The 23963-nt window shown below is 54.6% G+C and carries 20 protein-coding genes; 8 read left to right on the forward strand and 12 right to left on the reverse strand.

Features of this window, described 5'->3' with window-relative positions:
* Positions 1–45: 45 nt before the first annotated feature.
* The 10 genes from CVU69_08595 to CVU69_08640 all read right to left on the reverse strand — a co-directional run bounded on the left by CVU69_08595 (position 46) and on the right by CVU69_08640 (position 13299).
* Complete coding sequence (locus CVU69_08595; protein ID PKN12239.1) at positions 46–2073, reverse strand: hypothetical protein; 2028 nt, start codon at positions 2071–2073, stop codon at positions 46–48.
* A complete protein-coding gene (locus tag CVU69_08600) occupies positions 2073–2717 on the reverse strand; it encodes a phosphoribosylanthranilate isomerase (GenBank protein PKN12240.1) in 645 nt (214 codons plus the stop codon). Before CVU69_08600 ends, CVU69_08595 begins: the two co-directional genes overlap by 1 nt.
* Before the next feature lie 8 nt (positions 2718–2725).
* Positions 2726–4081: a TrpB-like pyridoxal phosphate-dependent enzyme gene (locus CVU69_08605; GenBank protein ID PKN12241.1), complete on the reverse strand. Its 1356-nt coding sequence runs from the start codon at positions 4079–4081 to the stop codon at positions 2726–2728.
* Positions 4082–4160: 79 nt separating this feature from the next.
* Entirely contained in the window at positions 4161–4961 is an 801-nt protein-coding gene (locus tag CVU69_08610; GenBank protein ID PKN12242.1) for an indole-3-glycerol phosphate synthase TrpC, read from the reverse strand.
* Between the two features lie 12 nt (positions 4962–4973).
* Positions 4974–6026 (reverse strand): anthranilate phosphoribosyltransferase, encoded by a 1053-nt coding sequence (gene trpD, locus CVU69_08615; protein PKN12243.1) that lies wholly within the window; start codon positions 6024–6026, stop codon positions 4974–4976.
* Positions 6027–6072: 46 nt separating this feature from the next.
* Entirely contained in the window at positions 6073–6639 is a 567-nt protein-coding gene (locus CVU69_08620) for an anthranilate/aminodeoxychorismate synthase component II (protein ID PKN12244.1), read from the reverse strand.
* 228 nt (positions 6640–6867) lie between these two features.
* On the reverse strand, positions 6868–7659 hold the full coding sequence (locus CVU69_08625; protein ID PKN12245.1) for an SAM-dependent methyltransferase: 792 nt from the start codon (positions 7657–7659) through the stop codon (positions 6868–6870).
* Between the two features lie 156 nt (positions 7660–7815).
* Positions 7816–9132 carry an AAA family ATPase gene (locus CVU69_08630; GenBank protein PKN12246.1) on the reverse strand — a complete coding sequence of 439 codons (1317 nt, stop codon included), beginning with the start codon at positions 9130–9132 and terminating at the stop codon, positions 7816–7818.
* Between the two features lie 173 nt (positions 9133–9305).
* Positions 9306–12770: a hypothetical protein gene (locus tag CVU69_08635; protein PKN12247.1), complete on the reverse strand. Its 3465-nt coding sequence runs from the start codon at positions 12768–12770 to the stop codon at positions 9306–9308.
* Positions 12733–13299: a hypothetical protein gene (locus tag CVU69_08640; protein PKN12248.1), complete on the reverse strand. Its 567-nt coding sequence runs from the start codon at positions 13297–13299 to the stop codon at positions 12733–12735. The genes CVU69_08635 and CVU69_08640 overlap by 38 nt, the downstream gene beginning before the upstream one ends.
* Positions 13300–13659: 360 nt before the next feature.
* Here CVU69_08640 and CVU69_08645 point away from each other — a divergent pair, with 360 nt between their 5' ends.
* Positions 13660–14568 carry a hypothetical protein gene (locus tag CVU69_08645; protein ID PKN12249.1) on the forward strand — a complete coding sequence of 303 codons (909 nt, stop codon included), beginning with the start codon at positions 13660–13662 and terminating at the stop codon, positions 14566–14568.
* A 42-nt stretch (positions 14569–14610) separates the two neighbouring features.
* Here the strand turns inward: CVU69_08645 and CVU69_08650 are convergent, their stop codons facing one another.
* A complete protein-coding gene (locus CVU69_08650; protein ID PKN12250.1) occupies positions 14611–15993 on the reverse strand; it encodes a sigma-54-dependent Fis family transcriptional regulator in 1383 nt (460 codons plus the stop codon).
* Complete coding sequence (locus tag CVU69_08655) at positions 15990–17489, reverse strand: hypothetical protein (protein ID PKN12251.1); 1500 nt, start codon at positions 17487–17489, stop codon at positions 15990–15992. Before CVU69_08655 ends, CVU69_08650 begins: the two co-directional genes overlap by 4 nt.
* A 228-nt stretch (positions 17490–17717) precedes the next feature.
* Between CVU69_08655 and CVU69_08660 the strand changes: the two genes are divergently transcribed.
* The 7 genes from CVU69_08660 to CVU69_08690 all read left to right on the forward strand — a co-directional run bounded on the left by CVU69_08660 (position 17718) and on the right by CVU69_08690 (position 23937).
* Positions 17718–18572, forward strand: a complete 855-nt coding sequence (locus CVU69_08660) for an NAD(+) kinase (protein ID PKN12252.1) — start codon at positions 17718–17720, stop codon at positions 18570–18572.
* A 27-nt stretch (positions 18573–18599) separates the two neighbouring features.
* Positions 18600–20297, forward strand: a complete 1698-nt coding sequence (recN, locus tag CVU69_08665; protein PKN12253.1) for a DNA repair protein RecN — start codon at positions 18600–18602, stop codon at positions 20295–20297.
* Positions 20287–20739: a GNAT family N-acetyltransferase gene (locus CVU69_08670; protein PKN12254.1), complete on the forward strand. Its 453-nt coding sequence runs from the start codon at positions 20287–20289 to the stop codon at positions 20737–20739. The genes recN and CVU69_08670 overlap by 11 nt, the downstream gene beginning before the upstream one ends.
* 78 nt (positions 20740–20817) lie before the next feature.
* Positions 20818–21696, forward strand: coding sequence for a peptidase M23 (locus tag CVU69_08675; protein ID PKN12255.1), 879 nt, complete (start codon positions 20818–20820; stop codon positions 21694–21696).
* Positions 21697–22048: 352 nt separating this feature from the next.
* Positions 22049–23068, forward strand: a complete 1020-nt coding sequence (gene aroF / locus CVU69_08680; GenBank protein PKN12256.1) for a 3-deoxy-7-phosphoheptulonate synthase — start codon at positions 22049–22051, stop codon at positions 23066–23068.
* Positions 23069–23087: 19 nt separating this feature from the next.
* Entirely contained in the window at positions 23088–23342 is a 255-nt protein-coding gene (locus CVU69_08685) for a hypothetical protein (protein PKN12257.1), read from the forward strand.
* A gap of 82 nt (positions 23343–23424) precedes the next feature.
* Positions 23425–23937: a ferritin gene (locus CVU69_08690; GenBank protein ID PKN12276.1), complete on the forward strand. Its 513-nt coding sequence runs from the start codon at positions 23425–23427 to the stop codon at positions 23935–23937.
* Positions 23938–23963 lie beyond the last annotated feature (26 nt).

Below are 23963 nucleotides of genomic sequence, written 5' to 3' on the forward strand. Positions count from 1 at the left end.
TTTTGCTCGAGCGTTGTTACTGCGACTACTATTAAAGGCTGCTGGTCAAGAATTCTGCCGGTAGGTTTTGTTTTTTTTGTCGAGCGCTCCTAAGAAGAGAGGCGTCAGCAAATCCCTCAGAAGCATTACCCCCGGCCTAGACAGGTGATTACCATCAATATAGAGGGACTTTCCCTCCAAACGGGTGATGCACGCACCAGACTTACACAATACTTCGGCTGGGTCTGGAAAATAAAGGCCGTCATGACGTGCCTCCTTCAATAGACGATTCATCAACTCCATTCGCTGGTTATGTTCTGTCAACGGCTGTGAAACTTTGTTGATGTTTCCGTAGATCGCGTTTTTAGCCAAGGCATGCGAGACGTTATAGCTGTAGCTCGGGACGTCCTTAATAATCCACAAATCGACACCATTATCCCGAAAAAAGTTAATGGTATCGACTAAACTCTCTTCAAAGATGTGGTTTCTTTCGGCAGTATTTCGGGAGAGAATATATCCACCATCCTCACGGTCGGTTGAATATTTTGCCCAGAATGCAGACAATATGACCGTTTTTATCTGCTTCTCTATGACGAGGCGGAACATTGCATCGTTGAACTCCTTGCGCACGTCACTTCTTTTATTCTTCTTGTAGACATAAGTGCCCAACAGCGGGGGATTGGAGGCATAAGCCGTGTACCAACCGGTAAGGCCATAGGCTTTAGCCAGTTCGTCCAGAACCGGGACGAGCATGTCGGCGTGACTGTCTCCCCAGAGGAGGAAATCCGGCACTCCATTCGAAGATTTGCCGATACCTTGTATCTGTCGTTTTCCGATCTTTCCTTCAGAAAGTTCAAACCCCGGGTTGTGGATTATATTTTCGCTGGTATTCAAGTATGCAATGGCAGAATCAGGAAAACGAGATGGCGCGCCCTTAGCACCATACGCTATTCCGGCACCGATTACCGCTAGGATGAGTAGTTGTGCAAAAGAGGCGATAAAAAGGGGCTGGCGTTCGGTAAAGATTTGACGACGGCGAAACGGTTGTTCGACAAACAAGTAGGTCAAAATGGCACCGGCCACACTCAGCAGGAGCATCAGGGTGGCAGTGCTGAGACCAAGTTTTTCGTCGGCCGTCAAATATTTAGCAAAGACCAGAGCCGGCCAGTGCCAGAGGTAAAGGGAGTAAGAGATTAGCCCGACTGCAACGCACGGTTTAAGGCTCAGCAATTTACCGGTAAGCGTTGTCCGGCCGCCTCCAGCAGTATTGCCCCAGATAACGAAGAATGCTCCGGTCGACGCGAGGAATTGGGCTGTGAGGGTATTGGATAACGGCAGCAGCGTCACGATTGCTTCAACATCGTAGAGTATGACTGCAGCGAAAATCGCCACCATTCCGCCGATGCCAGCGATTTCCTGAAGTAGGTGACTACTGTGTCGGGCTGTTGCTGTTGTTCTTTTCCCGACGGAAAGAAGTGCGCCGAGCATCAGTTCCCATCCACGGGTGTGGAGCATGTAGAATGCCGTTTCTGGATAATTTTCACTCCAGATGCGCAAACTTAGCGATACGATCGTTAGTATCAGAATCAGTCGACCGAGATGGCGGGGAAAAAATTTAAAGAAGAGGACCAGAATCAGAGGGAAAAAAATATAAAACTGCTCTTCAACTGCCAGCGACCAGGTGTGGAGTAGCGGCATCAATTCAGCTGCTTCGCCAAAGTAGCCAGAGGTTTGTTTCCAAAAGTACACATTGGAAGAAAATCCCGCTAACGCCGCCGCTGATTTTCCAAAACTGACAAAGTCAGGAGGGAGGAGTATAAACCAAGCAATGATTGCGGTGAGGACGGTAGTCACGAACATCGCCGGTAGGATGCGGCGAAAGCGACGCTCGTAGAACTGGATGATGGAAAAACACTTATTATCCAATTCCTTGAGAATGAGTGAAGTGATCAAAAAACCAGAAATGACAAAGAAGACATCGACACCGACAAAGCCGCCGTCAAAACCGGAGTAGCCAGCATGAAAAAACAGCACGACCAGTACCGCGACCGCGCGAAGACCATCTACATCCGCTCTGTACTTGATGTCAGACATCAATTTCTCATTTCCGAAATAATTGTTGTTCTATTGGAGTGGTGCACTCCCTTGATAAAGGCCGCGACTTTTTTTCGATCCTTGCGACCTGGAGCGTCTTCGACGCCGCTGGAGACGTCAACTCCATAGGGCCGGACCGTTTGAATCGCTGCGGCGACATTTTCGGGGGTGAGGCCGCCGGCGAGAATCAAAGGACGTTGTTTGGCTATTTCGGCGGCAATCTCCCAGCTAGAGAGGACGCCGGTGCCGCCGAACGCTCCTGCAACCCAGGCATCAATGAGAATACCGCTGGCTGGGTAAGCATTGAAATCGGTGAAGGTTACATCCTCTCTGATCCGCAGGGCGCGGATCGAACGCCGTGGCGCTTTCCGCACAATTTCCGGGGTTTCATCACCGTGATACTGAATCACATCCAGATGGCAGTGATCGGCAACTTCCTGAACAATGCGGGGATCTTCGTTAACAAAGAGCCCCACCACCGTCACAAACGGCGGGAGTTTAGCGATGATTGCCTGCGCCTTGTCGGGTGTAATGGCCCGCGGACTCCGTTCGTAAAAGACAAAGCCAAGCGCATCAACCCCGCAATCGACGGCGTGTAGAGCATCGTCAATCTCAGTGATACCGCAGATCTTTATTTTGACCATGGGAACCCTTAAAAAGAAACCTTGGGCAGGTTCGCCAGAGATTCTTTGATCGCCTCAGCGGGGTACTCGAAGTCATCAAGTTTACCGGCCAAGTAATCGTCGTATGCCACCATATCAACGTGACCGTGACCGGAGAGGTTGAAAAGGATGGTCTTCTCCTTCCCTTCTTCCTTGGCTTGCAGTACTTCATCGATAGCGCCGCGAATGGCGTGGGACGACTCCGGTGCCGGGATAATCCCCTCGCTGCGGGCAAAGAGGACAGCCGCTTCGAAGCAGGCAAGTTGTGGTACTGCTTTGGCCTCGACGATGCCGGCATGGACGAGTTGCGACACCAGGGGCGAAGCACCGTGGTAACGCAGACCACCGGCGTGGATACCCGGCGGCATGTAGTCGTGACCAAGCGTGTACATCTTGGCGACCGGAGCCATCTTGGCGGTGTCGCCGTAATCGAAGGCATACACACCTTTGGTCAGGGTCGGGCAGCTCGTCGGCTCAATGGCGAGGATGCGCACATTCTTGCCGGCCGCTTTATCGGCAGCAAAAGGGAAGCCGATGCCGGCGAAGTTGGAGCCGCCGCCGTGGCAGCCGATGACGACATCGGGATAATCGCCAACCATGGCCATTTGTTCCTTGGCTTCGATGCCAATGATGGTCTGATGCAGGCAAACATGATTGAGAACGCTCCCCAGTGCATAGCGGGTGTCGTCGCGGGTGGCGGCATCCTCAACCGCTTCACTGATGGCGATGCCGAGGGAACCATTGCTATCAGGGTGAGCAGCAAGGATGGAACGCCCGGCATTAGTCTGGTTCGACGGCGAAGGGATGACGTTCGCCCCCCAGAGCTGCATCATGCTCTTGCGATAAGGCTTCTGCTGGAAAGAGACTTTGACCATGTAAACGGTACATTCAAGGCCAAACATCTGGCAGGCCAGAGCAATGGACGAGCCCCATTGGCCGGCGCCGGTCTCACTGGCGATGCGCTTGGTTCCGGCGATTTTGTTGTAGTAGGCCTGGGGGATGGCAGTATTCGGCTTGTGCGAACCGGCTGGGGAACCCCCTTCATATTTATAATAAATTTTGCACGAAGTGCCGAGAGCCTTCTCCAGGCGATGGGCGCGGAAGAGGGGAGCTGGACGCCAAAGCTTGTAGATCTCGCGCACCGGTTCCGGAATGTCGATCCAACGCTGCTGCGACACTTCCTGTTCAATGAGTCCCATGGGGAAGAGAGGGAGCAAATCGTCGGGGCTGACCGGCTGCATCGTCCCGGGATGAATGACCGGCGCCAGGGGCCCCGGCATGTCAGGGATGATATTGTACCACTGTTTGGGAATACGGTCTTCGGGGAGGAGGATTTTGGTTTGCATGATGATCTCCTTGGATGACATTATGTAGGGGCGACGCATGCGTCGCCCTGGGCAAGGCATGCCTTGCCCCTACGTACAATTAATCTAAAAATTCTTCGAGCTTCGCTCCAATATCTTCTTCACGCATTAACGCCTCGCCGATAAGGAATGCCCCGGCGCCGGCAGTCAGAAGGCGTTTAATGTGAGTACGGTTGTTGATGCCGCTCTCGGCGACGACGAAGCGATCAGCAGGGATCAAAGGACGCAGCCGTTCTGTCGTCCCGAGATCGGTGACAAAGGTGCGCAGCGAGCGGTTGTTGATGCCGATCAGTTCACAATCCGTCTGCAGTGCCAGTTCCAGTTCCGCCTCATCGTGAACTTCGAGGAGGACGTCAAGATGGAGTTCGCTCGCCAGAGAGGCAAAGTCACGTAGTTGCTGCAGGTCGAGCATCGCCGCAATCAGCAAGATGGCATCGGCACCGTAAGCACGGGCCTCGACAATCTGATAGGGATCGCAGATGAAATCCTTGCGCAACAGCGGCAGGCTGACCTGTTCACGGATGAGTCCGAGATAGCCGAGATGGCCGAAGAAGAATTTTTCGTCGGTGAGGATCGAGAGGCAGGTGGCACCGTGCGTCTGATAGGTCTCGGCAATAGTGAGCGGATCGAAATCAGAGCGGATAATCCCCTTGCTCGGCGACCCCTTTTTAACCTCGGCGATGATCGCTGTGCCTCCCGATTCATGCATGGTACGCAGAGCACGGATGAATCCCCGGGGCTGATCCTCGGCCAGAGAGAGGCGGTCGTGGAGGCGCGTCAGTGGGAATTTTGCCTGGGCGACAGCTACCTCTTCGCGTTTATAGGCGACGATTTTTTGCAGGATGTCAGGGGTGTTGGTCATGTTGTTTCCGTGTTATGGGTTGGTCAATTGCGCCAACTTCTCGATCTGCGCCAGAGCGCGGCGAGAATCGATCGCCTCGGCGGCGAGCTTGAGGCCCTCCAGCGGAGTGGCCACCTTGCCGGCAGCCACCAAGGCAAAGGCAGCGTTGAGAAGAACGACGTCGCGTTTCGGACCACGCTCTCCGGCAAGGACGGCGCGGACGATGACGGCATTTCCCTGAGCGTTGCCACCGCCTAGATCGGCCATGCTGCAGGGTTGCAAGCTGAACTCCTCCGGAGTGATGCTTCCGATTTTCACACCGTCTGCGGTCACCGTCGCGATCGTGGTGGCGCCGGTCAAGGTGATTTCGTCCATGCCGTCGCTGCCGCAGACGACGAAGCCTTTGCGGCAGCCGAGGTTGTGCAGCACCTGGGCGAGGGTCTCGACGAGATCTTCGCGGTAAACGCCCATGACTTGACAGTCAGCCTTGGCCGGGTTGGTCAAGGGGCCGAGGATGTTGAAAATGGTTCGAATCCCGATCTCCTTGCGCGGCCCGATGGCATACTTCATCGCCCCATGCAGGGCCGGAGCAAAGAGAAAGCCGAGACCTATCTCGTTGATGCAGCGCTCAACGACTTCCGGGGTCACATCGAGGTTGACGCCGAGGGCTTCAAGGACATCGGCGCTGCCGCAGGCGGAGGAGACGGAACGGTTGCCGTGTTTGGCGACCTTGACGCCGCAGGCTGAGACGACAAAGGCAACGGTGGTTGAGATGTTAAAGGTGTTGGTGCCATCGCCGCCAGTCCCGACGACATCGAGGATCGTCTCCTGATCAAGATTGATGTCGTCGCGATCGATATCGAGGACATTACGGCCGACCCGGATCGGCGTGGCGCGCTCGCGCATAACACGGGCGGCCCCGGTGATCTCGGCAACGGTCTCTCCCTTCATGCGCAGGGCAGTAATGAAGGCGCCGATCTGCGCCGGAGTCGCGCCGCCGGACATGATCTGGTCCATGACCTCGATCATCTCCCCTTCCGAGAGATCCTGGCGTTCCACAACTTTTGCAATGGCGCTCTTGATCATGACAACTCCTTCTTGGGGGCAATTACAAGCATCTCCCCTACAAAACTCAGGTCATCTCCAGAAAGTTTTTCAACAGTTTTTTGCCTTCGACCGTCAAGATCGATTCCGGATGGAACTGGACACCCCACAGCGACTGGACACGGTGTTCGACAGCCATGATTTCATGGTCGGTCGTCCAAGCGCTGATGCGCAGGCAGGAGGGGATCGATTTGCGTTCGATGACCAGGGAATGGTAGCGCGTCGCTTCAAAGGGATTGCTGAGGCCGCGAAAGAGTCCGGTGCCGTCATGGTGGATTTCGCTGATCTTGCCGTGCATCAATTTTCCGGCACGAACGATCTTGCCGCCAAATGCTTCGCCTATGGCCTGATGGCCAAGACACACACCTAAAATCGGGATGCGGCCGGAAAAGTGGCGGATGGTCTCAACCGAAATCCCTGCTTCTGCCGGTGTTCCAGGCCCAGGCGAGACCACAATGCGGCGCGGATGCTTCGCCTCGATCTCTTGCATGGTGATGGCATCATTGCGATAAACTTCGACTTCTGTCCCAAGTTCTTGAAAATATTGAACGAGATTATAGGTAAAGGAGTCGTAATTATCGAGCATGAGTAGCATGAAAATACCCCTGTCAAAAGAAAATGGCAGCTTTATTCGGGTTACGGAAATAATTAAATAGCAAAGAAGTGCACATTAATAGTCCTTTTCGTCAAGAATCTCAAGCTTAGAATCATTGGCGGGTACGGCGCATTGGTCTGTTAGATGAAAAAACCCGCCACAATTTCGGGCGGGCACTTTCTTCGATGAATAGTTCACAGGTCAAGCAGACATAAAGCTGGCCAAGTGCTACTTGATATCACGACGCGTGGCAAAAATCAGGATTTTTTGATCAGTGAAGCTCTCAACTTCACCGGCAAAGGTTTCGAGCTTGAAGTAGTCCTGCACCTTGGCCGGAGCGTCGATAAAGGTTCGATTCAATTGTTGAACCGCTTCCCGACTCATACCTGTTCGTTTTGCCCACTCCTGAAACTCATGGGTTTTGGGAAGGATTTCCGTTTCACGGACATCAAAGCCTGCTTCATCGATCATTCTTACCCATTCCTCCTGCCGGTAGGACTGAACATGGGTAACATCTCGTGATTTTTCAATTTTCTGTAAAAATGCAGCGATCTCTTCCTCTTCGGGCAGAAGTGTGTCGACGATGACCAGTCGGCCTTCTTTGCGGCGTAACACCCGGTGAAACTCCTTGAGCGCCCGCGGGACGTCCTGAAAGTGATGAGGGGCGATGCGACAGGTCAGGATGGTAAAGGCGCCGGAAGGGAAGGGAAGGTCTTCGGCATCGGCTTCGCGAAAGGTGACATTCTCAACCCCACCTTCTTCACTGATATATTCTTGCGCTTTTTTGAGCATTTGCATGGTCAGGTCGGAGGCGACGACGCTGCGGACATAAGGGGCAAAATAAAGCGCGGTGTGACCGCCACCACAGGCGACATCTAGCATCACGTCATCCTGGGTCGGTTTGAGCAAGCGTACTGCCTCGGAGAGATCTTCTCCTTGGGCAAATCCTTTGTTGCGTACATAACCATCGGCAGTCCGTCCAAATTGTTCACGGACTTTATCCTTGAAGTTGCGGGCCATAAATTTCGCTATCCTTTGTGGCGGAATTTTCCGCGAAATGATGAATTATCAATATAGCACGAAAAAAGACGCTTGAAAAGCGAACTTAAACAGTGAATTTATTGTCCCCCTTAATGTTGACAAGGAATGTTAACTTTACGGGCATCTGCGCCGTTCTTAGCCTTCTTTCCCTTCCTTTTTCTTGATCCTTTGCCAGTAATGCATGCGTTCACTTATCGTCTTTTCGTAGCCATGTTCGGTCGGCCGATAGTATTGCGTCCCCTGGAGAGCTTCCGGAAGATATTCCTGCGCGAGATAGCCTTTGCTTGAGTCGTGAGCATATCGATAACCTTGATGATAGCCGAGGTCCTTCATTAATTTGGTCGGGGCATTACGAATGTGAAGAGGGACCGGCAGGCCGCCGCTTTTACGCACTTCAGCCAAGGCTGCATCAATGCCGAGATAGGCAGCGTTGCTCTTGGGGGCGGTGGCGAGATAAGTGGCGGCCTGTGCCAGCGAGATGCGCCCTTCCGGCAAACCGATAAGATGGACGGCCTGTTGGGTGGCTACTGCCACCTGTAGAGCACGAGGGTCGGCATTGCCGATATCTTCGGAAGCGAGGATGACCATGCGCCGGGCAATAAAGATGGGATCCTCCCCGGCATCGAGCATCCGTGCCAGCCAGTACAGGGCGCCATCGGGATCGGAGCCGCGCATACTTTTTATAAAGGCGGAGATGATATTGTAATGCTCTTCAGCATTCTTGTCGTAACGGTTGGCGCGGCGTTGCAAGGCATCGCGGATAATATCGAGGGTGATAGTTTGCTGCGACGCCGAATCGGCCGCAACTTCGAGGGTGTTGAGGGCGATGCGGGCATCCCCCTGTGCCATCTCCGCCAGGTAGTCAAGGGCCTCGGACTCGACCGTCAACTGCCGCTCGCCAAGGCCGCGCGGGTCGATGAGGGCGCGTTCGAGGAGGCGGCGGATCTCACTCTCCGGGAGGGGTTCAAGGACAAAGACCCGCGAGCGGGAAAGGAGGGCGGCATTGATCTCAAAGGAGGGATTTTCGGTGGTAGCGCCGATCAGCGAGATCTCGCCGCGTTCCACATAAGGGAGAAAAGCATCCTGCTGCGCCTTGTTGAAGCGATGGATTTCATCGACAAAAAGCAAGGTTTTACGTCCATGGTAGCGCCGTTCCTCCCGGGCTTTGGCGACGATCTCCCGCACCTCTTTGATCCCGTTAAGGACGGCAGAGAAGAAGACAAAGCGACTCTGGGTGGTCTGGGCGATAACCTGAGCCAGGGTCGTCTTCCCGGTCCCTGGCGGCCCCCAGAAGATTGCAGAGGTGAGGCGGTCGGCTTCAATTAGTCGCCGCAGGATCTTTCCGTCGCCGATGAGGTGAGCTTGTCCGACCACTTCGTCAAGGCGCTGCGGACGCATCCGTTCCGAGAGAGGGCCGTTCTTTTCCGGGGCAATTTCGTCAAAGAGATCCATTAAATTATGTCCGTCACAATAAGGATATTTTCAACATAAGTTAGCATACGAAGATAAAGTTCGGCAATATGATGCCGTCTGTAGAGATTGCTGCAGCCTTGGTATATTCCAAAAAATTAAGGCCGCTCCCGAATGAAGGAGCGGCCTTAATGATCAAATGAAGAGAAAGAAGATTACCATGAGTAGCCAATGGCGAGGTTGCCGGCCGGTTGTGGCCGATCGATCGGTGACATAGCGAAGCCACCTTTAACGACATAGCGTTCTTTGAAGCGAGCGCTCAAACCGAACGCCAATGAATACTTGTCCATATAGACGCCGGTGCCGGCAGCTATGGCAAAGGTTTTTCCCGGCTCGACCTGAGGCAATCCGGCCAATCCGGCCGCCAAAGCAACTCCGGCAGCAAATTGGCGTACATTGACGGCATCGTAATCGCCGGTACCGTCATCAACACCATGCACCTGAACCGGATTACCATTACTGGAGTTCGAAAATGTTGCGCCGTTATCGTTCAAGGTCAAAGAACTGGAATTCACACCGCCGGATACCGTGGTCTGTCTTTCTGTGACAACGATGCCGTGGGTATTGCCGATGCCATTTGTCAGGGTCATGGAGGCAGTCGACTCGCTGGCAAGACCGCTCACGTTGGTTAATTTGCCGTTGGCATCGACGACGGTCTGTGAACCGGTGGACCCCTTCATCACGATGGCGGTACCGGCCGATGTACCTTGGGTGGCTATATTCAATATGCTGGTTCCAGAGTCAGACCCGATAACAGTGGTATTAGCCGAGTTGCTGGATACGTAGTCAAGTGTACCGTTAATGTACACGTTGCCGTCCACTAGTAGATTTCCATTGATTTTGTTTTGATAGGTCTTGCCGTCTACTATTCCACCAACTGAGGAACCGGGAGTAACCGTCTGTGCTGAATTAAAAATTGTCAGGCCGCCAGAGTTGTTACCGGATGTTGTGCCGATTGTGCCGTTGGTGGCCAGTACAGTCCCGGCGGTCAGGCTGGCGGTGCCATCTTTTACCGTCAGGGTGCTGTTACCGCCACGGGCAGTTACCGTCGTGCCGACATTGTTGCTGCCGATGGCGTTGGTGCTGACAAGGGCGTTGTTCGTACCCATGTTGTTCATTGAGTTGGCGGTTGTGACACCGATGTTGTTGGTTCTTGCTTCGATATTGTTGATCCCGGTAATCGCGTTGGCGGTTAGATTGTTGCTGCCGTTGGTCCCGGTAGCGGATAGTGTGTTCGACTGGTTAGCTGCATTGGCCGAGACGGTGTTGCTGCCGGTTTCTGCGGTCACGGTATTGTTGGTGTAACCGGTGATGGTGTTGCCGCCACTGGCCGCATTGATCAGGTTGGCGTCATCGGCGTTGTTATTGGTTGCTACCAGCGAATTCTTGCCATCGGTCGCGGTCACGCTGTTGTCGAGCTTGGCTGTGACGCTGTTGGAGCCGGTGACTGCGTTCACGGTATTGTTGGTGTAACCGGTGATGGTGTTGCCGCCACTGGCCGCATTGATCAGGTTGGCGTCATCGGCGCTGTTATTGGTTGCTACCAGCGAATTTTTGCCATCGGTCGCGGTCACGCTGTTGTCGAGCTTGGCTGTGACGCTGTTGGAGCCGGTCACTGCGGTCACGGCATTGTTGATATAGCCAAAGATTGCATTGGAGCCAGTAGCAGCGTTGATTGCGTTGTTGCCGGTGGTAGCGGTGATGCTGTTGCCAGTGCCGCCGACCAACTGATTCTGCTGGGTAGCGTTCAACAGGTTGTTGGTGCCTGCGCTGATGGTGTTGGTGGTGGTGGCAGTGAGGGCGTTGGACGCTCCGGTCATGGCGTTAGTCGAAGACCCTGCATTACCGATGGTGTTAACCGAGTTGATGGTGGCAACGCCGATGTTGTTGCTCTTTGCCTCCACATTGTTGGTGCCGGTGTTGGCATTGGCGGTCAGGTTGTTACTGCCGTTGGCCCCGGTTGCGGAGAGGGTGTTCGACTGGTTGGCAGCGTTGGCCGAGACAGTGTTGCTGCCGGCGATAGCGTTGATGGCGTTGTTGCCGGTGGTAGCGGTGATGCTGTTGCCGGTATTGCCGACAATCGCCACGCCGCTGTTGTTTACCAGGAGGCTGCTGGCACCGCCGGTGACTGTGGTTGATGCCCCAGCATGGTTATTGCCGATGTTCGTTGTCGAGGCTGAGTTGGTGGTGTTGATTGAAACTGTGCTGCCTGTTATCCCGACGATTCCGGTGGTATTGCCGATGCTGGTATTGTTGGTAGTGCCAACATTGATGTAGGTGTTGCCGTTGATGGTATTGGTTCCGCCACTCAGAGCACTCACAGTGTTGTTGATGCCCTGGATTGTGTTGACTCCGGTCGTGCTGCCGAAGGTATTGGTTGCACTTGCGCCAGAACCGAAGGAGTTGGTTGTATTTGAGCCAGAGCCGAAGGCGTTGTATGTGGAACTTCCGGTGCCGAGAGTTGTTTGGCCGGATGAAGTGAGGGTGTTGGTGCTAATATTGCCGGTATTGCTGATAGTGTTGGAATTAATCGTTGTGATGTTGCCGGTGCCGGCGCCGAGTGTTGTTATCCCGGTGATATTGTTGCCGGCCGCCGCAATACTCCCGCCAAGGGTTGTACCACTCAAGGTGGTGAATGTACCGATGGCGCCCGAGACAGTGCCACTGGCAGTGAGCGAGTTGGTGCCGATACTGCCGGAGTTGATGATAGTGCCTGAGTTTAGCGTCGTGATGTCGCCGTTAGCTGCACCGAGTGTTGTTATCCCGGTGATATTGTTGCCGGCCGCCGCAATATTCCCCCCAAGGGTGGTGCCATTCAAGGTGGTGAATGTCCCCGTAGCGCCGGATACTGTGCCTGTGGCTTGAAGGCCGGTGGAAATAATGTTGCCTATATTGGTGATGGTGCCGGTATTGGTAATACCCTTGGTCGTAGTGGCACCATTTACGTTAAGAGTTCCCGAGATGGCCGTGTTGCCCGTAGCGGAATCAACTGTAAACACATTGGTATAGGTTCCAGGCAAAAAAGGGATCAGGTTGGGAGTGTAGTTACGGACTGCTAAATTACCCGTAACGCCAGTCGTGCCAGAAATATTGACAACGTCTGAAGAAATATCAATATACCCACCATCAGGTTGATAGTCGCCGCCGCCTCCTGATCCTGATTTAGTACTCATGACTTTGATATAAGACTCTGCTCCTGCCACGCTAGTATCAGCAAAACCTTCGCCATTGGAAGTTATTATTGCACCTTGACTCTGACCCAGGCTGAGCCACCCTGTGCTATTGCCTGTTACCCGTGCATTCTGTTCGGACGATATAGATTCAGCAGCAAAGGCATTTCCGGAAAAAAGACCGCCAGACGCAATTAAGCTAAAACACAGAAGACTTCCCAACGGTAAAAGCATACCTCGTTTCATAATCCGACTCCTTCTCATAAATTTCCCTACCAATAGCTCGGCAGTTGCCGTCATTCTGGGTTGAGTTTGCCCATCAGCATGATGCCTTTGCGCCATGGGATTCGTTTGCACGATCTTTGTCTTGGGTTTCATCTTTTTTGCCATGTCTCTACCTCCAGTGGTTGGTTTATTGAACGATCTCTTTTTTGATCGACACACAGCCATCGCCGGCCGGCATCAGGAAAATTTTGACGAGCTGTCCACCGTCAAGCATGTGAACCGTTTTCGATAGTAGACCGATCTTCTTGAATGCCCCGAAGTTCTTGTCCGCCACCTCCGCGCAGGTTGCTGGCCAGAAAACAACGGTCTCGTACAAGCTGCCACAGCCGTTTACCTGGTTGGGGGCGAAACTGGCACTGGCGTAGGCAGATGGTCCATCCCCCATGGGAATCTCCAGGGAGACGGAGACCAGTTCCTGATCAGGTGCTGCAGGCGGTGTAAACAGAATGGCCCCAACCCCCTGGCTACCAGAGGTGAGGAAGTTGGCCACCTGATTGACACGACTGGCGCAGGCCAAAACACCGGCACTGACCGTAGCCTGAGTGATGCCGTTCACAACCGGGGCGGGATCAGAGTGTTGAGATTGTGGCGCGATCATTCCCGGTGCTTTAGTATCGGCAGCGGTTGTCGGCAGCGTTGTGAATAGCTGGAGCACAATGAACAGCAGGGCGACCCGGAGACTTATCCTTGTCATTTAATGGCCTCTGAGTAATCCGCACCTGTCGTTATTTTTGTAAGGTGTTGCCGGTAAATGGGACATTCCTGAAAGCGTTCCATGCAGTACTGAGCGATATTTGGCACGGTACGACCGGTCACATTGCGGCAGTAACATTCCGCAAAGGGCTGGAGCGAGTATTCGCAGAGATAGGCTGCAGCCTGGTGACTGCTATTGGGGACGGAGTTAATCATGGAGTTTTTAGTTAGCACGGGGCGTGCCTGTTTATAAAATAAGTAATTACGGTTAGATAGGCATTAATTATGCGACATGAACTATTCAAAAAGAATAGTCTCTATCAATATTGACTAGCTAAAATGGATAGTTTTTAAGGGTAAGATGCTGTGGTGGGCCACCTTGTGGTCGGCGGTATTTCAACTTGAATATGGATTGCTTGTGTGTATGATAGCGGCCATGAATTCGATAATTCCTCTCATCTTTCGACTGGCGCTGGTCTCCCTCCTCTCTTTGCTTCTCCCCGTCGTTGCTCTTGCCGTAAATTTTGCTGCTGGCGCAAAAGCGCCGGCCGGCCATCAGTTTAAGCTCTATCCCTATTTCTATAGTGCTGACACCAAAACAGACAAGGATGGGAATCCTGCTATCAGGGAGTTAGGGCTGAAAAAATACGGTGTCCAGATCTTTAACAGTTATCAGACCGGAGATCTGAATCTGAGTGCGATTATTCCGATCAGTAGGGTGGAGGTTGCCAAATTTGACGCAGTCGATAGCGGGATCGGTGATATTCAGTTGCGGCTGGGTTACTACCTGCCGGTAGAATGGGCGACCTTCCTCCCGGTTTTGATGGTCAAGATCCCTTTCGGGAACTACGACAAAAACGCGCTGGTCAACGTCAGTGACGGCCAGAGCGACCTGGTCGCCGAACTCTATTTTTTCAAACTGGTACAGCCCCTATCGTTCGATGCAGTGATCAAATACGCCAAGCGCTTTCGCAATCACGACAACGACTTCACTCCCGGCAACGAATTCAGCGCCGAGGGCCTTCTCACTTGGCGTCTGGCTGAAAAAATCCGGTTCGGACCGGCCATTAATTTTGTCGTGGGAGGAGAGAACAGGCGGGAAGGAAAGAGTGTTGCCGATAGCGGTCTGATGCGACTTGCCGCCGGAGGAGAGTTATATTATGCCCGCATTGACCGTATGATTATCTCATTGGCCGCCTATCAGGATCTGCTGACGCGCAATAGTAATTCCGGCATTCTGGTCATGAGCCGCTTCGCCATAGATTTTTAACAGATTGGTCCTCATGCCGGGTATAGGCGGTTGGCTGCCCGACTACACTTCATCTGTGGCGATTTCATGTTTTTCCAGGCGCCGCCGGAAGGTGTAATAATTCATCCCCAGCATCGTTGCGGTCTTCATGCGCTTGCCGCCGCAGAAGCGGAGCGCCTCCTCCAGCGACCATTTTTCCAGCGCATTGATGCCGCAGGGGAAGGGCGGCGGCGTCGACTGACCGTTGCCGGCGGGGAGGGCGACGGCGACAGGGGCTTTGTCCGCCCCACCAATCTCTTCCGGCCCGATGACCTTCCCCGCATTTAACGCCGCGCGGCGCATCACACTCTTTAACTGGCGGACGTTCCCCGGCCAGGGCATGTTGCAGAGGTGGCGGCACGCCTCATCGTCGAGGAGAGGAATATCGCGATCGAGTTCATCGCAGGTTTCACGAAGGAACTTGAGTGCCAGCGGCACGATCGTCTCCGTTGCTTCCCGCAAAGGGGGTAGGGTAATGGTGACGTCGGCGAGGCGGTAGTAGAGGTCTTCACGAAAGTGACCGGCCATGGATTCTTCTTTGAGGTTGCGGTTGCTGGCGCTGATGATCCGCATATCGACCTGCTTCTCCGTGCTGCTGCCGACCGGTATAAACTTTTTCTCTTCGATAAAGCGCAGCAACTTAGCTTGGAGGGGGAGGGGACAGGCATCGATATCATCGAGAAAAAGCGTCCCCCCCTGGGCAGACTCCACCAGACCGGCGCGGGTCCGATCGGCGCCGGTGAAGGCGCCCTTGAGGTGGCCGAAGAGCTCACTTTCGGCCAGGTGCAGAGGCAGGGCACCGAGCTGAACCGCAACAAAGGGTCTTTCCCGGCGCGGGCTCAATTGGTGAATAATGCTGGCGAGGCGTGATTTTCCACTGCCGGTCTCGCCTTCCAGGAGGACATTAAAGGAGGTTCTGGCGACACGCGCAGCCTGCTCTGCCACTCCCTGCTGAGCCGGGGTGCTCCCGAGTTGGAACTTCAGCGTCGCGACCAGTTCGTCCGAGAGTCCCTGAATCTCGCGGCGTTGCAACACCGGCAGGGCAACCCTGGCAATGACGGCGAGGAGTTCATCGGTATCGACCGGTTTGCGGACGAAAGCGGCGGCCTGAAGTTCGATAGCCTTGAGCAGATAATCGGTCTCGGTGAAGGCGCTGCAAAAAATCAGCGGCGTATCAGGCGCCAGTTTTTTCATCTGCACCGCCAGTTCGAGCCCGTCCATCACCGGCATGCGGATATCGCTGAGCACTAGGTCGGGGCGCTCGGAAGCGATCAGGTTTAGGGCTTCGCGGCCATGGCGGGCCGGGATGACACGGCCGCAGTAGAGTTCGAGAAAGGAGACGGTCTCGCGCCGTAGTTCATCTTCATCCTCGACTAGCAGGAGGGTGAGGAGTTTCAGCTCGCTCATACTGGTCTCCTTAAGGGGAGTTCGATCCGGAAGGTGGTGGCGCCGGCCTCCCCTGACAACAGGCTTAGATGCCCCCCCAGGCTCTCGTTGACGATCATCTTCGACATATAGAGACCGATCCCGCTGCCGCCACTCTCCTCCTTGGTGGTGAAGTAGGGGTCGAAGATGCGTGGGGCGATGCTGGTTGGAATGCCGGGGCCGTTATCGCGGATATCGATCCACAAATTGTCGTCTGCGCCGTTGGCTAGCAGCACGAGAATCCACCCCTCGGCGGGGGCGCCCGTGGCGCTGCGGCTGCCGAGAATGGCGTCGCGGGCATTCCCTAACAGGTTGAGGATCACCTGTTTGAATTCGTTGGGGAAACCCTCCACCAGCAGGATCTCTCCTAGCGGGACCTGCAGGTCGACGCGGATGCCGCTGCTGGTAAAATGCGACTCCAGCAGGCGCAGGGAGTCGGTGACGCAGGTGGCGGGGGAGAAGAGCACCCTCTGCTTGTCGGGCCGATAAAAGCCGCGAAACTCCTCGATGGTGTCGGACATGTGGTGGATCTGGCGCATGGCGCTGGTCTTGAACTCGGAGAGGCTCTCCGGGGTCAGCCCTTGCGTGGTCCCCACGGCATAGGTGCGCTGCACCATCATCCCCAGGGTCGCCAGGGGTTGGCGCCACTGGTGGGCGATGGCGTTGATCATCTCCCCCATGGCCGCCAGGCGGGAGTGGTTAGAGAGTTGGCGTTCCTGAACCATGCGGCGCGTGGTCTCCACTTCGACGCGGGTCTGCAGGGTGGCCGAGAGCTCGCGATAACTTTTCTCGCTCTGCTGCAGTTCTTCTTCGACCCGGCCGCTGGTCAGGGAGAGGTAACTGTAGGCGATCATCAACTCGACGATGATGCCGTAGATCATCAGCCAGCGTAGCAGGGTGTCCTCGTTCAGGTTCACCTGCACGGTGTCGGGTGCGGATCCGGTCGCGTAGAAGAACCAGAACCGCAGTGCCAGCAGGAAGATCAGCGGCAGCAGGGAGAGGGAGAGCAGCCACTGCATGGAGTTGCTGCGCGCTCGGGCGTAGAGGAGCGGTTCCAGTGCGACCCGCGTAAAGAGGAGCGTCAGCACCAGGCTGATGACGATGATGCGGGCACCCATATGCTCATGGACATAGAAGTAATAGCACTGGTTGACCAGGAAGAGCAGCACCAGAATGAGGTTGAGCGGGGTCCCCCACCACCGGCTGCGAATGCCGTAAAACTTCTGAATTCCGACATAAAGCAGCAGCGGGTGCAGCATGATCAGGGTGTTTCCGAGGATTTTGGGGATGAACTGAGGCTGCAGGTTAAAGAGGAGCAGGGTCAGGGTTGAGCCGACCGACCAGCAGGCGGTGCCGGCGATCCAGGTACGGAAGCCGGGATAGGTGGTGCGGGTGCGCCAGGTGTGAAGGAGAATCAGCACCAGGGCAAAGTCAACAAGTATGCTGATGAACACTATGGTGGCGGTGTCGAAAGTCATGGGAATACCTTAACAGGCAAAGACCGGTTGCTGGTCGAGTACGGTTCAAATTGGGAAGCTGCGAAGGGTTTCCGTCGGTTGTCTCTGCCCTAGATTTATATAAATCAGCAATTTTGTCGAGCCATTTAATCTCTCTGCCGGAAGGAGTTTAATCTTCTACACACAGGCTTGGACTCTACAGCAAACCTGTGCTAATAATATACACCATTTCACTGGGAAGGATCATCGATGCAAAGGGTTGCCCTCTACGCCAAAAAGAATCATCCCCATGCCAGCATCTTTGCGGCTGAGGTCATGAACTGGCTGCTGTCGCGCGGACTCGAGGTCCTTCTCGAAGAGGATCTCGCCAAATCATTGTCGATCCGCCGTGACTATGTCGATAGCGATATCCCCGAACGGGCTGATCTGGTGATCATCCTCGGGGGGGATGGCACTTTGATTTCGGTGGCGCGTCATCTCGGGGACCGGGAGAAGCCGATCCTTGCCGTTAACCTTGGCAGCCTCGGTTTTCTCACCGAGATCACCAAAGATGAAACCTTTGCCACGCTAGAGCGGGTTCTTGCCGGGGACTATGAACTTTCAAGGCGGATGAAACTCGATTGTGTGGTGCTGCGAGACGGCATTCAGGTTGGGCATTATTCCGTCCTCAATGATGTCGTGATCAACAAGGGCGCACTGGCGCGGATCATCGATATGGAGGCGATGGTCGACGGACATTACCTGACCACCTTCAAGGCCGATGGCCTGATCGTCGCGACCCCGACCGGTTCGACGGCTTACAACCTGGCGGCCGGTGGCCCGATTATCGATCCCCAGGTTAACTCTCTGGTGATTACCCCGATCTGTCCGCATACTCTGACCAACCGCCCCCTGATTGTCCCCGGTGATGCAGTGATTCGCCTGCATGTCACCTTTGATGATCAAATGGTTCATCTCACTGCCGACGGACAGGTGGGGATGCAGCTGCAGCTTGGGGATATTATCGAGTTGCAGCAATCGGCCGTTCACACTCTGCTGATCAAGAGTCCGACCAAGGATTATTTCGAAGTTCTTCGTGCCAAATTGCGCTGGGGCGAACGGTGATTTTGCACCTTCTTCAGGATCCTTTCTATGCTCTGTGAACTGAACATCCGCAACTTTGTCATCATCGATCGTCTCTCCCTGACCTTTGCGGCGGGATTGAACGTCCTCACCGGTGAGACCGGTGCCGGTAAGTCGATTATCATTGATGCCATCGACCTCCTTTTGGGAGGAAAGGCACGGACTGATCTGATCCGTACCGGCGAAGAGGAAGCGGTGGTCGAAGCCCTCTTTGATCTGAGGGCGGCGGCCAATCTCCGGGCAGCTCTGGCGGATGCCGGCTTTGATAATGGCGACGAACTGCTGGTGCGGCGGGTTCTGTCGCTGTCGGGGAAGAATCGTATCTATGTCAATGGCACTCTGGCGACGGCAGCCCAGCTGCAAACCTGGCTGACGCAAATTGTCGCAATCTATGGCCAACACGAACAGTTTACTCTGGCACGGGCCGAGACACATGGCCAACTTCTCGACAGCTATGCCGGGATCTTGATAGAGCTGTCGTCTTATCGCCGCCTTTTTGAGCAGATCAGAAAGCTGCGTGAAGAGTTGGCTCGTTTCGATCGGGCCGAGCAGGAACGGCAGCAGCGTCTTGATCTCCTCGACTACCAACATAAGGAGATTGCTGCCGCTGATTTGCATCCCGGTGAAGATGTGCAGTTACTGGCCGAGCGCACCTTGCAACAGCATGCGGAGAAGCTGGCGGGGATTGCCGGGGGCGGCTACGATGATCTCTATGCCAAAGAAGGGGCGATCTGCGAAACATTAGCGCGTCTGGCCAGCCAGCTAGGCGAAGGGGCGGCAATCGATCCATATCTTGCCCCCTTGGCCGAAGCAGTGCAGAGCTCTTATTATGCTCTGGAGGATAGCGCCACGCAACTGCGCGCCTATGCAAAGAAGATCACTTTTGATGCGGCGCGCATGGAAGAAATTGAGGCCCGGCTTGATCTCCTGCATCGGCTTAAACGTAAATATGGCAACACGATCGAAGCCATCCTTGACCACTTTGCGTCTGTTACCCGTGAATTTGCCGATCTCTCCAATCTTGATGCCACTCGCGGCGCCTGGGAGAAGCAGTTAAGGGAAGACGAAGTGGCCTTGCAGCAACTCGGTGCGTCGTTAACCCGTGCGCGGAAAGCGGCGGCAATCTCCTTGCAGCAAGGGGTGGAAGGGGAGTTACGTGATCTGGCGATGCCGAAGGCGCGTTTCTCGGTGGCCTTGACTTCTCTGCCGGCACCGGGCCCGCTTGGTTGTGAAAAGATTGAATTCCTGTTGCAGGCCAACCCCGGCGAAGTGGCTCGTCCTCTGGCCAAGGTCGCTTCCGGCGGCGAACTGTCGCGGCTGATGCTGGCGATTCAGCGTACGGCTCCTGCAGGGGAAGAGGTGGCGACCCTCATCTTCGACGAAGTCGATGCCGGGATCGGCGGGGCAGCAGCGACGGCGGTCGGCGAAAAGCTGCGCGCGGTGGCAACTGGCCGGCAAGTCCTTTGTATTACCCATCTCCCCCAGGTCGCGGCCTTTGCCCATCACCATTTCAAGGTGGGGAAAGAGGAGACGGTTGACGCCCGTACCATTACCACAGTTCGCTTGCTTGCCGCCGAAGAGCAGGTCAGTGAAATTGCCCGGATGCTCGGCGGCGCCAAGATCACCGCATCGACGACAACGCACGCCCGTGAGCTGATCAGTCACTCGGTCGGGCCTGATTATATGGAGGATCACCATGATTCGTAAGGCAACCATTCCTGATGTTCGGGCCATTCATAAATTACTGATGACCTATGCCAGCAGCGGCATGATGCTCTCTCGCTCCCTTTCCGAGCTTTATGAAGCGATTCGTGATTTTTATGTCTGGGAAGAGGATGGCGTCGTTGTCGGCACCGTCTGTCTGCATATCTGCTGGGAAGATCTTGCCGAAGTGCGCAGTCTCGCTGTCGAGGAAAGTTTTGAAGGGCGGGGAATCGGTCGGCAACTTGTCGAGAGCTGTCTGCAGGAAGCGCGACAGATCGGTCTGAAGAAGGTCTTTGCCTTAACCTACAAAGATCAATTTTTTGCCAAGCTCGGTTTTCATCTCATTGAAAAGTCGGAACTGCCCCATAAAATCTGGGGAGACTGCATTAAGTGCCCGAAATTCCCCGAATGTGACGAAATTGCCATGAGTATTGAACTCCTGTAGCCCCCCGTAAGTTTGACATTTCCTTCTTCCTGTGGCTTACTGTCCGCTCTTTTTCAGGGAAGCCGGAGGTACAGCTTTATGCCGAATAAAAACTATACAATACTGCTGATCCCGGAAGGGTCGCATAAAGTCCGTCGCTACATGATCGGTCGCAAATGGCTTTACTCCGTGGCGGCAACGTTCAGCCTCGTCCTTTTGCTCGGAGGATTCCTTTCTCTCGACTATTTCCGCACCAATGTCGATCGTTCGGAACTCAAACGCTTACGGGTACAGAATCAGCTGCAACATAATGAACTACGGGAGTTTGCCAACCGTCTGGAGGATGTTCGCAAAGAGATGGTCATCCTGGCCCAGAACGATGCGAAGATGCGGGCACAAGCTCAAATCAGTCATCCGAGCGGCACTCCGGAAAATATTCAGGTCGGGATCGGCGGTCCACTCGAAAGTGCCCCGGCGAGTGATATGAGCAATTTGCAGCAACAGATCGACCAGATTCGGGCCTCCATCGACCTGCGGCGCGAAAGTCAGGAAGAGGTGCGCGGTTTCCTGACGGAACAGAGTTCCCTCCTCTCCTCCAAGCCGAATGGATTGCCGGCGCGGGGCTGGCTGACGTCAAATTTTGGCATACGCAACTCCCCCTTCAGCGGCAAACGGACCATGCATGAAGGGATCGATATTGCTGCCCGCATCGGCACCCCGGTCTACGCTACGGCCGCTGGGATTGTCAGTCGGGCGCAGATCGAAAATGGTTATGGTAAATTGATCGTGATCGATCATGGATACGGCTACAAGACCTATTACGGACATAACTCCAAACTGGTAGTGAAGGTTGGGCAACGCGTCAAGCGCGGGGATCTTATTTCCGCTTCCGGTAACACCGGGACCTCTACCGGTCCCCATGTTCATTACGAAGTTCGTCTCAACGGTGTGCCGCTCAATCCTCGCAAATTCATTTAGGTGAGCAGTTTTAGACATTTTTTTACTTGTCTTTCTCAAGGCGATTGTTTATAACGAAAATCTGTTCAGCCCCTCTTAAGGATCATTGCAGATGAACGTTTTTTACTCTTTTAATAACTTTAACTCTTTCGGCTTTTGGCGCGAGTATTATTTTGCGCTGCCTGCCCAGGGTTGAGGTTTGTCGGAAGAAGGAGTTTTTCAACGGACAAAACCACATCAAACCACAGGCAGGCTGCAAGGCTCTCCCGTGGTTTTTCATTTTCAGGATCGATGAATGAAGAGGCCGCTGGAGATTTGTTAATCCGGCGGCCTGTTATTTTTTCATTCATCGATCGCGAAAGGTAGAATCGTCATGATCATCGTCATGAAGCAGAATGCAAGCAAGGAAGAGCTGGCGGAAGTGAAGAAGCAGATTCGCGCCTTCGGTTACCGCCCTCACGTCATTCACGGCGAAACGCGCAACGTCATCGGTGCAGTCGGTGATGAGCGCGGCAAGAGCGTTTTGCAGTCGCTGGAGTCCTTCTCCGGGGTCGAGAGTGTCGTGCCGATTCTCAAGCCGTACAAATTAGCCAGTCGCGAGGTCCGGCACGATACGAGCGTTTTCGAGATTGCGCCGGGTCTGATGATCGGCGGACCGAAGGTGATAATTATGGCCGGCCCCTGTTCGGTCGAGAGCGAGGAGCAGATTGTCGAGACGGCCCTGGCGGTCAAGGCGGCGGGGGCAACGGTGCTGCGCGGCGGGGCCTTCAAGCCTCGCACCAGTCCTTACTCTTTTCAGGGGATGGAAGAAGAGGGTTTGCGTCTTTTGGCGCTGGCGCGCGAAGCCAGTGGCCTGCCGATTGTCACCGAGGTTGTTAATCCTTTAGATGTCGAACTGGTGGCCAAGTATTCGGATATCCTGCAAATAGGCGCACGCAATGTCCAGAACTTCGCCCTGCTCAAAACTGTTGGCCAGATCGACAAGCCGATTCTCCTCAAACGCGGCATGGCAACGACGATTCAGGAATATCTGATGAGCGCCGAGTATATCCTTTCGGAAGGGAATCGACGCGTCATTCTCTGTGAGCGCGGCATCCGCACCTTTGAGACCGCTACACGCAATACCCTCGATATCTCGGCGGTGCCGGTTCTCAAAGAGTTGACCCACCTTCCGGTCGTCGTCGATCCCTCGCACGCCACCGGTCACGCCCATCTGGTGCCGTCGATGGCCTATGCCTCGGTCGCTGCCGGCGCCGATGGCCTGATCATCGAAGTCCATCCCTGTCCGGAGAAGGCGGCCAGTGATGGTCCGCAATCGCTGCGTCCTGCCGAATTTGCACTAATGATGAAGAAACTCGCTGCCTTTGTGGCGGCGGCCGAGCGCACCCTTTAAACCCCCGTCCGGAGATTTCATGTACTTTATCCCTCTGAATCAGGCTGACAGTGTCGAATTGGTGATTCATGCCTTGCACGTCGCCGCCGGGACGGCCGATTGCACTACCTGCCCGGTTCGCCGGGTCTGCATGAAGCAGTGTGCGACTCTCGGTGATGCCATCGCTAATATGTGGCAGGCCGGACTCATTCCGTGTGACAATCCTGAACCGACCCCGCCGAATATCAGCCCGGCGCCGAACGTCAAAGGTGCTAATTTGCGTCTTGTTAAGTAATCAAAAAAGGAGGGGTCCTTGACAGCTGTTATTATCTTCATTAATGTTAATACGGAAACATTACTTTTTTGAGGAGGAAAATATGGTAACGCCGCGCTTGCAGGACGCTCTCAACGAGCAGATGAAGAATGAGTTCTTTTCCGCCTACCTGTACATGGCCATGGCCGGCTACTTTCAATCGGAAGATCTACCCGGCTTTGCCAACTGGATGCGGGTTCAGGCTTTAGAAGAGATGACACATGGCGAGAAGTTTTTCGCATTTCTCTGTGACACGCAGGGGCGTACCGACTTCCGCGCTTTTCCGGCGCCGAATAACGATTTTGCTTCGCCTCTCGAAGCGATGACCTACGGGCTCAAACACGAAAATTTCGTCACCGACAGTATTAACAAGCTCATGGATGTCGCTAGTGAAGAGAATCATCACGGGGCGAAGATCTTTATGCAGTGGTTTGTCACTGAACAGATCGAAGAAGAATCGAATTTCTCGTTGATCATCCGCAAGCTCACGCGGGTGGAAGGGGATGGTCGCGGTCTGCTCATGCTCGATCAGGAGTTGGGGGCGCGCGTCTTTGTGCCGCCGACGACCGGCGCCTGATCGTCAGTTTTGTCCCGCAAAAATGA

The organism is Deltaproteobacteria bacterium HGW-Deltaproteobacteria-4 (genome assembly GCA_002841765.1).
GTDB lineage: Bacteria > Desulfobacterota > Desulfuromonadia > Desulfuromonadales > UBA2197 > UBA2197.

Excerpts from the sequence above, each read along its gene's own strand:
- recN (PKN12253.1), top strand. The coding sequence starts at position 18,600 with ATGCTCTGTGAACTGAACATCCGCAACTTTGTCATCATCGATCGTCTC.
- CVU69_08650 (PKN12250.1), bottom strand. The coding sequence starts at position 15,993 with ATGAGCGAGCTGAAACTCCTCACCCTCCTGCTAGTCGAGGATGAAGAT.
- CVU69_08605 (PKN12241.1), bottom strand. The coding sequence starts at position 4,081 with ATGCAAACCAAAATCCTCCTCCCCGAAGACCGTATTCCCAAACAGTGG.
- CVU69_08655 (PKN12251.1), bottom strand. The coding sequence starts at position 17,489 with ATGACTTTCGACACCGCCACCATAGTGTTCATCAGCATACTTGTTGAC.
- CVU69_08625 (PKN12245.1), bottom strand. The coding sequence starts at position 7,659 with ATGGCCCGCAACTTCAAGGATAAAGTCCGTGAACAATTTGGACGGACT.
- CVU69_08685 (PKN12257.1), top strand. The coding sequence starts at position 23,088 with ATGTACTTTATCCCTCTGAATCAGGCTGACAGTGTCGAATTGGTGATT.
- CVU69_08635 (PKN12247.1), bottom strand. The coding sequence starts at position 12,770 with ATGGCTGTGTGTCGATCAAAAAAGAGATCGTTCAATAAACCAACCACT.
- CVU69_08595 (PKN12239.1), bottom strand. The coding sequence starts at position 2,073 with ATGTCTGACATCAAGTACAGAGCGGATGTAGATGGTCTTCGCGCGGTC.
- CVU69_08690 (PKN12276.1), top strand. The coding sequence starts at position 23,425 with ATGGTAACGCCGCGCTTGCAGGACGCTCTCAACGAGCAGATGAAGAAT.
- CVU69_08675 (PKN12255.1), top strand. The coding sequence starts at position 20,818 with ATGCCGAATAAAAACTATACAATACTGCTGATCCCGGAAGGGTCGCAT.
- trpD (PKN12243.1), bottom strand. The coding sequence starts at position 6,026 with ATGATCAAGAGCGCCATTGCAAAAGTTGTGGAACGCCAGGATCTCTCG.
- CVU69_08660 (PKN12252.1), top strand. The coding sequence starts at position 17,718 with ATGCAAAGGGTTGCCCTCTACGCCAAAAAGAATCATCCCCATGCCAGC.
- CVU69_08610 (PKN12242.1), bottom strand. The coding sequence starts at position 4,961 with ATGACCAACACCCCTGACATCCTGCAAAAAATCGTCGCCTATAAACGC.
- CVU69_08630 (PKN12246.1), bottom strand. The coding sequence starts at position 9,132 with ATGGATCTCTTTGACGAAATTGCCCCGGAAAAGAACGGCCCTCTCTCG.
- CVU69_08620 (PKN12244.1), bottom strand. The coding sequence starts at position 6,639 with ATGCTACTCATGCTCGATAATTACGACTCCTTTACCTATAATCTCGTT.
- aroF (PKN12256.1), top strand. The coding sequence starts at position 22,049 with ATGATCATCGTCATGAAGCAGAATGCAAGCAAGGAAGAGCTGGCGGAA.
- CVU69_08600 (PKN12240.1), bottom strand. The coding sequence starts at position 2,717 with ATGGTCAAAATAAAGATCTGCGGTATCACTGAGATTGACGATGCTCTA.
- CVU69_08670 (PKN12254.1), top strand. The coding sequence starts at position 20,287 with ATGATTCGTAAGGCAACCATTCCTGATGTTCGGGCCATTCATAAATTA.
- CVU69_08640 (PKN12248.1), bottom strand. The coding sequence starts at position 13,299 with ATGACAAGGATAAGTCTCCGGGTCGCCCTGCTGTTCATTGTGCTCCAG.
- CVU69_08645 (PKN12249.1), top strand. The coding sequence starts at position 13,660 with ATGCTGTGGTGGGCCACCTTGTGGTCGGCGGTATTTCAACTTGAATAT.